At 70.4% G+C, this 8,656-nt stretch carries 9 protein-coding genes; 3 read left to right on the top strand and 6 right to left on the bottom strand.

Annotation, left to right across the window (positions count from 1 at the left end; all coding sequences use genetic code 11):
• The 6 genes from ABZ749_RS22460 to ABZ749_RS22435 form a co-directional block, all read right to left on the bottom strand.
• On the bottom strand, window positions 1-937 hold a 937-nt coding region (locus tag ABZ749_RS22460; protein WP_357230661.1), incomplete at its 3' end, for a hypothetical protein.
• Between the two features lie 158 nt (window positions 938-1,095).
• On the bottom strand, window positions 1,096-1,311 hold the full coding sequence (locus tag ABZ749_RS22455; RefSeq protein ID WP_357230657.1) for a hypothetical protein: 216 nt from the start codon (window positions 1,309-1,311) through the stop codon (window positions 1,096-1,098).
• A 10-nt stretch (window positions 1,312-1,321) separates the two neighbouring features.
• Window positions 1,322-2,734, bottom strand: a complete 1,413-nt coding sequence (locus tag ABZ749_RS22450; RefSeq protein ID WP_357230654.1) for an ammonium transporter — start codon at window positions 2,732-2,734, stop codon at window positions 1,322-1,324.
• A gap of 275 nt (window positions 2,735-3,009) precedes the next feature.
• Complete coding sequence (locus ABZ749_RS22445) at window positions 3,010-3,873, bottom strand: aminoglycoside phosphotransferase family protein (RefSeq protein ID WP_355005253.1); 864 nt, start codon at window positions 3,871-3,873, stop codon at window positions 3,010-3,012.
• Window positions 3,874-3,879: 6 nt separating this feature from the next.
• A complete protein-coding gene (gene ftsY / locus ABZ749_RS22440; RefSeq protein WP_355005254.1) occupies window positions 3,880-5,061 on the bottom strand; it encodes a signal recognition particle-docking protein FtsY in 1,182 nt (393 codons plus the stop codon).
• 12 nt (window positions 5,062-5,073) lie between these two features.
• Complete coding sequence (locus ABZ749_RS22435) at window positions 5,074-5,202, bottom strand: hypothetical protein (protein WP_357230651.1); 129 nt, start codon at window positions 5,200-5,202, stop codon at window positions 5,074-5,076.
• A gap of 42 nt (window positions 5,203-5,244) precedes the next feature.
• Here ABZ749_RS22435 and ABZ749_RS22430 point away from each other — a divergent pair, with 42 nt between their 5' ends.
• The 3 genes from ABZ749_RS22430 to ABZ749_RS22420 all read left to right on the top strand — a co-directional run.
• Complete coding sequence (locus ABZ749_RS22430) at window positions 5,245-6,972, top strand: alkaline phosphatase D family protein (protein ID WP_357230648.1); 1,728 nt, start codon at window positions 5,245-5,247, stop codon at window positions 6,970-6,972.
• Window positions 6,973-6,982: 10 nt separating this feature from the next.
• Entirely contained in the window at window positions 6,983-7,423 is a 441-nt protein-coding gene (locus ABZ749_RS22425) for a MarR family transcriptional regulator (RefSeq protein WP_357230645.1), read from the top strand.
• A 146-nt stretch (window positions 7,424-7,569) separates the two neighbouring features.
• Window positions 7,570-8,656, top strand: a 1,087-nt coding sequence (locus ABZ749_RS22420) for an MFS transporter (protein ID WP_357230642.1), incomplete at its 3' end; no start/stop codon positions are given.

Here is an 8,656-nt window from a genome sequence, read left to right as displayed (position 1 = left end):
ACAGAGCGCCTCGTCGGAGAAGGGCAGCAGGTCCTCGATGCCGCCGCCACCCCGGGCGATGATGATCATGACCGGCGCGCGGCCCGGCGTACCCCAGGGGACACAGCTGCACGCGCTGCTGCCCGGCGGCCTCTTCCAACTGGAGCGCCTGTTCCCCGGATTCCGCGACGACGCACTGGCGCGCGGAGCGGTCGAGGCGCCGCCCGAGGCCCGGCGCAACTACCTCGACGGGCGTCTGAAGGTCGTCGTCCCCGACGACGCCGACAGTCTGGCGGGCAGTCGACCGCTGCTGGAGGGCCTGATCCGCCAGCAGGTGCTCCGGTTGCCCAACGTCAAGACGATCACCGCCCGCGCCACCGGCCTCGTGTTCGACGGCACCGCGGTCACCGGGGTCCGCTGCGAGGTCGATGGGGTGCCCGGGGTCGAACGCGCCGACCTCGTGGTGGACGCCATGGGACGGTCCAGCCGACTCTCGGACTGGCTGGAGCAGGCCGACTGGGACCGGCCGGTCACCCGGCGGATGACAGTGCACCTCAACTATGCGACAGCCCTGTTCCGCCGTCCGGAGGTCACCCCGGCCTCGACTGTCGTCCTGGCTTTGAACACGCCGAAATCGGGGATGGACGTGGCCGGGGCCGCGTTCTTCGCCATCGAGGACGGCCGGTGGATGGCCATGATGGCCGGTTACGGCAACGACCGCCCGGGGCGTACCGCGGATGACTTCGTCCGCCGCCTGCGCGAGCAGTTCCCACCGGAGTTCGGCGAGGTCGCCGACCAGGAGATGATCGGCGACGTCCAGACCTACCACCATGCCGACAGTCGACGACGGGACTTCCACGCGCTCAAGCGGTTCCCGGCCGGCCTGATCAGCGTCGGCGACGCCGTCGCGTCGTTCAACCCGGTGTACGGGCAGGGCATGACGGCGGCGGCCCTGCACGCGGCCTGCCTGTCGACGTACCTTCGGTCCGGCCCGGATCTGCGGGCGCCCGCGCGCCACTACCTCGCGCTCCAGAAGGTCGTGGTGGACGCCGCCTGGTCGCTCTCCACCTCGGCGGACCTGGCGTTGCCCCACGTCGACGGGCCCTACCCGCGCGGCTACCGGTTCTCCCGCTGGGCCAGCAGCCAGGTCATCGCCGCGACCGTCACGGACGTGGTGACCGCGCGGCGGTTCAACGACGTCGTCTCCATGCGCGAACACCCGCACTCCCTGGCCCGCCCCGGCGTGCTCCTGGGCGCCCTGCGCGCCATCACCGCGTCCAGTTGGTACGGCTTGATGACTGCGGTCACCAGCTTCATGTCCAACCCCTCCATCCCAGGAACGTTAACCGGCGACCTTTTCGCTGACCGGCTCGGCGGGCTCCGCCTCCGGCTTGGCACCACTCGTCGTGCCGCCACCGGGGGTGCCGATGCCGGCCATCGCGAATGCGCCACCAGTGCCGCCACCGGCCGGGGACAGGTCGTAGCTGCTCTCGGCGTGCTCGGCGATGTCGATGCCCTCGACCTCGTCCTCACCCTTGACCCGGAAGCCGATCGTCTTCTCGATGACGAAGGCCAGCACCCAGGCGATGCCGAACGACCAGACGGTGACGATCAGGCCGGCGAGGGCCTGCCGCCCGAGCTGGGTCGCGCCGCCGCCGTAGAAGAGGCCGTCGGAGGCGCCCACCACGTCGGTGATCGCGGCGTTGACCGAGTTGGTGGCGAAGAGACCGAGCCAGAGCGAACCGATCCAACCACCGACGAAGTGCACGCCGACCACGTCGAGCGAGTCGTCGTAGCCGAGCTTGTACTTGAGGCTGATGGCGAGCGCGCACACCGCGCCGGCGACGACGCCGAGCAGGACGGCCGCCCAGGGGGCGATGAACCCGCAGGCCGGGGTGATGGCGACCAGGCCGGCGACGGCGCCGGACGAGGCACCGACCATGGTCGGCTTCCGGTCCTTGATCCACTCGACAGCGATCCAGCCGAGCACCGCAGCCGCCGTGGCGAGCTGGGTGTTGATGAAGGCGAGGCCGGCGACCGAGTCGACGGTCAGCTCGGAGCCGGCGTTGAACCCGAACCAGCCGAACCACAGCAGACCCGCACCGAGCGCGACCAGCGGGATGTTGTGCGGCTTCATGCCCTCCCGCGGCCAACCGAGCCGCTTGCCGAGCACCAGGGCAACGGCCAGGGCCGCCGCACCGGCGTTGATGTGCACCGCGGTGCCACCGGCGAAGTCCAACGCGTGGATGTCAGCGCCGATGATGCCGCCGCCCCACACCCAGTGGGCGACCGGGAAGTAGACCAGGGTGGCCCAGCCGAAGGCGAACAGCAGCCAGCCGGCGAACTTGGCCCGGTCGGCGATGGCACCGCTGATCAGCGCGACGGTGATCACCGCGAAGACCATCTGGAAGGCCATGAACACGTAGAGCGGGACGCCGATGCCGCTGGGGTTCTCCGCCGTGGCACCCCACAGGTCGGTTTCGGCGAGGAAGGTCTTGGTGCCGAGGTACGCGCCCGGGTCGCCCCAGAAGCCGTTCACGTCGGTCCCGAAGGCGACGCTGAATCCGTAGAACCACCACAGAATAGAGATGAGCCCGATAGCCGAGAAGCTCATCATCATCATGTTGAGTACGCCCTTGGCCCGGTTGAGGCCGCCGTAGAACAGCGCCAGTCCGGGGGTCATGAGCAGCACGAGCGCGGTCGAAACCAGCAGCCACGTAGTATTGGCGCCGTCGATCGTCGGTGCTTCAGGCACGCTGGCCTCCTAAAGGTGAAGTCCTCCTTCGCGGCTTTCCGGGGCAGCGTCGCCCGTAGGCCGGTTGCGCGGAAGCTTCGCGGCCGCCTGTTTCACTTTGGGTCCCGTGCGGGTTTCCGTTTCGTGACGGGTTGTTTCGGACGTGTCACGAACTCCGCACAGTCGTCAGCATGGACGATTGTGGATCGACCGGACGGCGATCGTCGATGGCTGACCGGTCAACGGCATCGACCGGTGCGCGTGACGCGTCCGGCCGAGCATCGCCGGACCGGCGCTCAGCGGAGGGCGTTCTCCAGGGTGTGCCGCTCGTAGTCGAGCAGTCGCAGATCGCGCATCGGTCGACGCAGGTGGCCCTTGTGCACGATCCGGACGAACGCCGGCTCACCGGCGGCGGCCATCCGGCGGATCCCCTCGACGTGGTCCACGATCCGTTTACGGATGGTCCGGATCAGCCGGTGCCGGTCCCGGGGGATCAGCCCGTACGCGTCGGCGAAGAGCCGGAGGCGGCGAGGGCGGTCCGGGTTCTTCCAGCCCAGCGTGATCGAGTCGCGGTCCGCGAAGATCGGCACCCAGGTCCAGGCCGCGTACGCCACGTCGTAGATCCGCGCTCCGGGCGAGGCGAGGTCGAAGTCGATCAGCCCGAGGGTGCCGTCCGGACGCCAGATCACGTTGTGCGGCGCGGCGTCGTGGTGGCAGATCACCTCGGTGTCCGGCGGTGGGGGCCCGAACGAGCGCCAGACCGCCGCCTGCGGGGGAGTGAAGCCGTACTGCGCGTCGTGGAACATGCGCAGCATCGTGGCGACGGTGACCAGGGCCTCGTCGGTCACCCAGTGCGGGGCGAGCGGATATTCTCCGCACTCCCCCTCCAGGTACGACAGCACCTCACGGTTGCGCTCGTCCATCCCGAGGGCCCGGGGGGCTCCGGTGAACCCCACGTACTCCAGGTGGCGCAGCAGCGCGTGCACGGACGGGGTCCACGGCCCGGCGTTGCGCCGGACCGTGTCACCCACACGGACAACGGTGCTCACGTTGCCGCCGTGCAGCGGGATCTCCTGCGAAGTCACGTACGGTCTCCCGAGGCGCTGCGAAGGATGGCCCGGGTCACGCCAGCCCGCGTACGCGCGATCGTCAGTGGTCACCCGAGACTACGCGTCCCGGCCGGTGGCCTCGGTCCCCAGCAACGCGTCGACGAACTGCGCCGGGTCGAACGGGGCCAGGTCGTCCTTGCCTTCGCCGAGGCCGACCAGCTTCACGGGGATGCCGAGCTTGCGTTGCACGGCGATCACGATGCCGCCCTTGGCGGTGCCGTCGAGCTTGGTCAGCACCACGCCGGTCACGTTGACCACCTCGGTGAAGACCCGGGCCTGCTCCAGGCCGTTCTGCCCGGTGGTGGCGTCCAGGATGAGCAGTGTCTCGTCGATCGGGCCCTGCTTCTCCACCACGCGCTTGACCTTGCCCAGCTCGTCCATCAGGCCGATCTTGTTCTGCAGGCGGCCGGCGGTATCGATGAGCACGGTGTCCACGCCGGTGTCGATGCCGCGCTTGACGGCGTCGAACGCGACGCTGGCCGGGTCGGCTGCCTCGGGCCCCCGCACGGTCTCCGCTCCGACGCGCGAGCCCCAGGTCTCCAGCTGGTCGGCCGCGGCGGCCCGGAAGGTGTCCGCCGCGCCGAGCAGCACGCTGCGACCGTCGGCCACCAGCACCCGGGCGATCTTGCCGCAGGTTGTGGTCTTGCCGGCGCCGTTGACGCCGACGACGAGGACCACCGCCGGCACGCCGTCCTTGGGGGCGGTGCGCAACGAGCGGTCCAGGCTCGGGTCGAGCGCGTTGACCAGCTCGGCGGCGAGCAGTGCCCGCAGCTCGGAGGCCGAGCGGGTGCCGAGCACCCGGGTGCGCTCGCGAAGCCGGTCGACGATGTCGCGGGTGGCGTCGACGCCGACGTCGGCGGTGATCAGGCTGTCCTCGATCTCCTCCCAGACGTCCTCGTCGAGGTGGTCACGGGCGAGCAGGCCGAGCAGGCTCTTGCCGAACACGTTCTGTGAGCGGGACAGCCGCGAGCGGAGACGGACCAGCCGCCCGGCGGTCGGCTCGGGCACCTCGACCTGCGGTTCGAGCACCGGTGGCGGCTCGACCAGGACGCCGGTGGACAGATCGGACTCCGGTGCCTCGACCGGCGGGCCGGCGAGGTCCTCCTCAGCCCTGGTGTCGACCTCCGTGCGCGGCAGCGGGGGCTCGGGTCGTCGCCGCAGGCGCGGCACGACCAGCCCGACTGTGCCGGCGATCAGCACACCGAGCAGGACCAGAGCGAGGACGAGATATTCGGCCATGCCGGAATCCTGTCAGATGCCGGCGGCGGCGTCCCAGCCACCGCACCCCGAGCCGTGCACGGAGTCCCAGCAACCGCTCCCCTGGGCGATGCCCAGCATCTCAGCCACCGCCCCCTGGGCGGTGCCCAGCATCTCAGCCACGGCCCGCAGCCGGTGCCCGGAATCCGGCGGTAGGCTCGCGCCATGTCCGCCGCACACCTCCTCATCGGCCCACTCCTGCGGCGAGTCGTGGACACCCGGGCCACCATCTGGGTAGAGACCGCCGGGCCCGCCGTGGTCACCGTCCGTACCGCCGACGGCGCCACCGGCACCGCGCCCACCTTCTCGGCGTACGACCACCACTACGCCCTCGTGGTCGTGGAGGGGCTCACCCCGGACAGCGAGACCACCTACGAGGTGCTCGTCGACGACGAGCTCGTCTGGCCGGTGCCGAGCAGCGGGTTCCCGCCGAGCGTGATCCGCACCCGGGCCGTCGACGACCGGGACCAGCCGGTCAATCTGATCTTCGGCTCGTGCCGGGAGACCACCCAGCACGCCACCACCCGCAAGCTGCCACCCGACGCGCTGGACGCGTACGCCCGGCGGTTGATGGCGGACCCGGAGTCGAACCCGCTGCCCGACCTGCTGGTGCTGCTCGGTGACCAGGTCTACGCCGACGTCACCTCGCCCACTGTCCGCCGGCTGCTGCGTCGACGGCGGCGGCGACCGAAGGGCGCTCCGGCCGACCAGGTGGTGAGCTTCGACGAGTACACCAAGCTCTATCTGGAGTCCTGGCGTGATCCGGAGATCCGCTGGCTGCTCTCCACGGTGCCCAGCGTGATGATCTTCGACGATCACGAGATCATCGACGACTGGAACACCTCGGCGGCGTGGCGGGCCGAGGTACGCGAGCAGCCGTGGTGGGCGGAGCGGATCGGCAGCGGGCTCGCCTCGTACTGGGTCTACCAGCACCTGGGCAATCTCTCCCCCGACGAGATCGTCGCCGATCCGGTCTTCGCGAAGGTCGCCGCGGCCGAGGACGCCACCAGCGTGCTGCGCGAGTTCGGCCACCGGGTCGACCAGGAGTCCGACCTGGCGCACGACACTGAGCGCTGGCGCGCGGTGCAGTATCAGTGGAGCTACGCGCTGGATCTGGGCCGGACCCGGCTGGTCATGCTGGACAACCGGTGCAGCCGGGTGCTCGAGCCCAACAGTCGGGCGATGCTGCCGCCCGGCGAGTGGGCCTGGTTCCTCGACCAGGCGCACGGGGTCTACGACCACCTGGTGGTGGGCGCCTCGCTGCCCTGGCTGCTGCCGCAGGGCATCCACCACATCGAGGCGTGGAACGAGAAACTGGCGGACTCACGCCGACCGTGGGTGGCGCGCGGGGCGGAGAAGCTGCGGCGTGCGCTGGACCTGGAGCACTGGGCGGCGTTCCGGCGGTCCTTCGAGGCGCTCGCGGAGACGTTCGCAAGGATCGGCACCGGCACGCCGCGGCAGTCCGGCGCGCGGATCGGGGCCGGCCCGGCGTACGCCCCACCGGCGTCGATCAGCGTGCTCTCCGGTGACGTGCACCACTCGTACGTGGCGCGGGCCCGGTTCGCGGACCCAGCGGTGGTCACTCCGGTGCACCAGCTCACCTGTTCGCCGATCCACAACCAGGTGCCGGCGGGCATTCGCCCACTGATGAAACTGGGCTGGTCGCCGGGTCCGGCCGGGGCCACCCGGGCGCTGGCCCGTTCGGCGGGCGTACGCCGGCCGGGGGTGCGCTGGCGCAAGCTGGCCGGCCCGTACTTCGGCAACGCGGTGGCCACTCTGACCCATCAGGGGCGCGGGGCGGACGTGGTCATCGAGGGCACCACGAAGGACGGGCACCTACGCCCGGTGATGCGGCGTCGACTCTCCGGCGACGGCGAGCCGGCCGCGCCGTAGTCTCTACGCCGTGGACGAGCACCTGCCGGAGCCGATCCGGGCGGTCGAGCACGAGTTGACCGCTCTGTTGCGCCGTGGGCGGGCGGTCTCCTGGGAGATCGCCCGGGAGGTACACCCGAATCTGGAGCCGAACACCTACGGGTTGTTGCTGTGGTTGCGGCGTAGCGGGTCGATCCGGTTGACCGAGTTGGCGGCGCGGCTGGGCGTGGGCAAGGGCACGCTGAGCCGGCAGATCAACGCGTTGGAGGTCCTCGGCCTGGTCCACCGCGACCCCGATCCGAGTGATCGGCGGGCCGCGCAGATCAGCATGACCGAGGAGGGGCAGCGCCGGTTCGACGTTGCCCGTTCGGCGCGACTGGGTGAGTTTCTGCGTGCCCTGAACGGTTGGCCGGAGCGGGACGTCGAGGAGTTCGCCCGGCTGCTCGGCCGGTTCAACGACTCCTGGCAGTAGGCATCGCGAGGGGGAATAGCGCGCCGGTCCGACAAGTTGTTGCTTCAGGCAACCAAGACATACGGTTGCCTCAGGCAATTCTCAGGCGGCCCACGCGTACCAGCCCGCCGCCGTTCCACATCGACTCCGCTCGGAGGCAACACACGATGAGCCAGGCCACAGTCCCCACGCGGGCGGCCGCCGTCGACATGACCCACCGGCAGATCCTGGAAGCACTCTCCGGCCTGCTGCTGGGTCTGTTCGTCGCGATCCTCTCCTCCACGGTCATCTCGAACGCGCTGCCGCGGATCATCACCGAACTGCACGGCGGCCAGTCCGCGTACACCTGGGTGGTGACCTCGGCCCTGCTCGCGACCACAGCAACCACCCCAATCTGGGGCAAAATGGCCGATCTGACCAACAAGAAGACACTCGTCCAGCTCGCGCTGGGGATCTACGTGCTGGGCTCGGTGCTGGCCGGCCTCGCCCAGGGCACCGGTGAGCTGATCGCCTGCCGGGTGCTCCAGGGCGTCGGCGCAGGCGGCCTCACCGCACTGGCCCAGGTGATCATGGCCACGATGATCGCGCCGCGCGAGCGGGGCCGCTACAGCGGCTACCTCGGCGCCGTGATGGCCGTCGGCACCATCGGTGGCCCGCTGATCGGCGGCGTGATCGTGGACACCTCCTGGCTCGGCTGGCGCTGGTGCTTCTACGTCGGCGTGCCGTTCGCCATCATCGCGCTGATCGTGCTCCAGAAGACCCTGCACCTGCCCGTGGTCAAGCGGAAGGCGCAGATCGACTGGTGGGGCGCCACCCTGATCACCGCCGCCGTCTCGCTGCTGCTGATCTGGGTCTCGCTCGCCGGCGACCAGTTCGCCTGGGCGTCCTGGCAGACCGCCGCGATGGTCGTCGGTGCCCTGGTCCTCGGCGCGCTGGCGATCCGGGTCGAAACCCGGGCCGCCGAGCCGATGATCCCACCGCGGCTGTTCCGCAACCGCACCATCACCCTCGCCGTGGTCGCCAGCATCGCGGTCGGTGTGGGCATGTTCGGCGCGTCGATCTTCCTGGGCCAGTACTTCCAGATCAGCCGTGGGCAGAGCCCGACCATGTCCGGCCTGATGACCCTGCCGATGATCCTCGGCCTGCTGGTCGCCTCCACGGTCATCGGGCGGGTCATCAGCAAGACCGGCCGCTGGAAGCGGTACCTGGTGATCGGGTCGGCGCTGCTCACCGTCGGCTTCGCGCTGATGGGCA

Source organism: Micromonospora sp. NPDC047753 (assembly GCF_040642735.1).
Taxonomy (GTDB): Bacteria; Actinomycetota; Actinomycetes; order Mycobacteriales; family Micromonosporaceae; genus Micromonospora.
Note: the sequence above shows the minus strand (reverse complement) of the source record. Positions and strands in the feature narration are given on the sequence as shown.

Coding starts and splice junctions, on each gene's coding strand:
- ABZ749_RS22430 (WP_357230648.1), top strand. CDS start 5,245: ATGTCCGCCGCACACCTCCTCATCGGCCCACTCCTGCGGCGAGTCGTG.
- ABZ749_RS22455 (WP_357230657.1), bottom strand. CDS start 1,311: ATGGAGGGGTTGGACATGAAGCTGGTGACCGCAGTCATCAAGCCGTAC.
- ftsY (WP_355005254.1), bottom strand. CDS start 5,061: ATGGCCGAATATCTCGTCCTCGCTCTGGTCCTGCTCGGTGTGCTGATC.